Origin of the sequence: Streptomyces sp. URMC 123 (assembly GCF_051386515.1) — a bacterium.
GTDB lineage: Bacteria > Actinomycetota > Actinomycetes > Streptomycetales > Streptomycetaceae > Streptomyces.
Genome location: NZ_JBPQTV010000564.1, coordinates 1 through 1,991 on the forward strand (window position 1 = coordinate 1; position 1,991 = coordinate 1,991).

At 76.8% G+C, this 1,991-nt stretch carries 1 protein-coding gene and 1 pseudogene; one reads left to right on the top strand and one right to left on the bottom strand.

Annotation, left to right across the window (positions count from 1 at the left end):
• Nucleotides 1-318, bottom strand: a pseudogene (locus tag ACSNOD_RS30750) (hypothetical protein); the annotation flags it as partial.
• A gap of 965 nt (nt 319-1,283) precedes the next feature.
• On the opposite strand from ACSNOD_RS30750, the gene ACSNOD_RS30755 reads away from it, so the two are divergent.
• Nucleotides 1,284-1,826 carry a hypothetical protein gene (locus ACSNOD_RS30755; RefSeq protein ID WP_436770364.1) on the top strand — a complete coding sequence of 181 codons (543 nt, stop codon included), beginning with the start codon at nt 1,284-1,286 and terminating at the stop codon, nt 1,824-1,826.
• Nucleotides 1,827-1,991 lie beyond the last annotated feature (165 nt).

The window sequence follows — 1,991 nt, forward strand, 5'->3', positions numbered from 1 at the left end:
GCGGTGGGCGGGGCCCGCCTCCGTCCCGGGGGGCGCCCCCTCGACGACGGGGGCGGCCGCGCGCACGCGGAACCGCAGCGGCAGCCAGTTCGGGACGTTGACCAAGTCCTCGTTCTCGACCTGTCGCTCGTCCACCGCGGAGACCAGCCGGTTGTAGCACCCGGCCACATAGGTGCCCGGATAGTGCACGGCATCGGCCGCGCACTCGGGCGCGGCCCCACGGGTGGCGAAGCGGCCGTTGCCGAGGGTGCACAGCGACTCCCGCAGCCGCTCCTCGACCGGGTCGTAGCCCTCGTACTCCCAGGTGATCGGCCGCATGGTCACCCCTCGCCGGCCGGACGGGTGCCCTCGTCGGCGCGCTTCGGCCGCCCGGCGGGCTCGGCGCACGGCCCGACGGGGCCGGGGCGCTGCCGGCAGGGGCCATCACCGCCTCCCTCCGTCCCGTCGCGTGCCGAGAGGCCCACTCCACGGCACCACGATGTGCGATGCGCGGGGGTGCGGCCAGCGGACGGGCCCGCACGGCGGCCCCGCCCGGGCCGCCACCTCGTACGGGCCCGGGCGACCACTGCTCCGTTCAGGGCACGGCGCGGGGCCTCACACAGGGCGCTGAGCCGCGGCACGGAGTACGGGGGACCGCCGTACGGAGCACCGGGAAGCCGTGGGAAGCGCCGCCAAGCCGTACGGAACGTCGGGTCACGGTACGAGGTGCCGTGCAGCAGTACGGACCGTCGGGCCACCGCAGGGAGCACCACCAAGCCGTACGGGCGCCGGACCGCCGCAGGGAACACCGCCAAGCCGTACGGGCGCCGGACCGCCGTACGGAGCCCCGGACCGCCGCCAAGAGCACTGCGAGGCAATACGGACCGCCGAGGCCCAGTACGGGGTGCCGTGGGACAGCGCGGAGCGCTGAGCCGCGGCGCGGGAGCGCCGTAAAGCGCTCGGGGTGCCGCGGGCCCCCAGCGACACCGTCAACCAGCCATTTCGCGGGTCCCCACCGCCGGAGGCGAAACGTGCCGGGGACACCTCCCCGAGGCCGATTCCCCGGCCCCGTCGATCGCCGTCACCGGAACGATCCGCCCAAGTCCTCTCGAAAGCCTTCCGAACCGGCCGCCGGATGTCCGGAACCGCCCTCCTGCCGAACGGCCGAGCCACCGCGAGAAGCGCGCGGTCAGCCGGTTCACCGCGTGAGCCCCTGCCGCGCCGCCCGCCCCGCGTGGCTCATTCACGACGCCCGGCCCCGCACACCCGGCCGCACCCGTCCGATGCGGAGCTAGCATCTCCGCATGGTCTCGGCCCCGTCGGCGCACGGCGCACCGCGACGCCGCCTTCCGCCGGCGGCGCTCTCGCGTCTGCTGGGGTTCGCCCTGCTGCTGTTCGGCCTGGTGTCCGCCCACGGGCTGACCGCCGAGAGCACGGCCGCGCACTCGGTCACCGGCCGGGCCACCGCCGCCTCCGCCGTCGCGCACGCCCTCGCCCTGGGCCCCGGGGAGGGTCTCCCCGCGCCCCAGGACCGGCTGTCCCCGCGCTGCGACACTCCGACGGCCGACGGCCTGGACACCGTCGCGCCCTGCCCGCGCGGCGATCGGGCACCGGCACCGTACGGTACGGGCCCGCACCACGACCCCCCGCACGACGGCCATGAGGCACATCACGCCGCACCGGACTGCCTTGCCGCGCAGCCCGAGCCGGGCATGGACCTGCCCGCGCCAGCCACGACCCCGCTGACCGTGCCGCGCCCCGCGGACGGCCGTACGGGGGCCGCCACCGTACGGGCCGACGGCCGGTCATCGGCCGCCGCTCCGGCCTCGGCCGTGCTCCGGATCTAGACGGACGCCTCCCCCGGCCGCTCACGTGCCGGGCCGCGCACAACGGCCCTCGTGACGTCCGGCCTCCCCCTGCCCACGCGCCCCGGAGGCGCCGCGTCCGCATGCCCGTTCACGCTCTGGAGAGCGACATGATGAACCCGCCCCTCGCCCCTGCCGCCGGCCGAC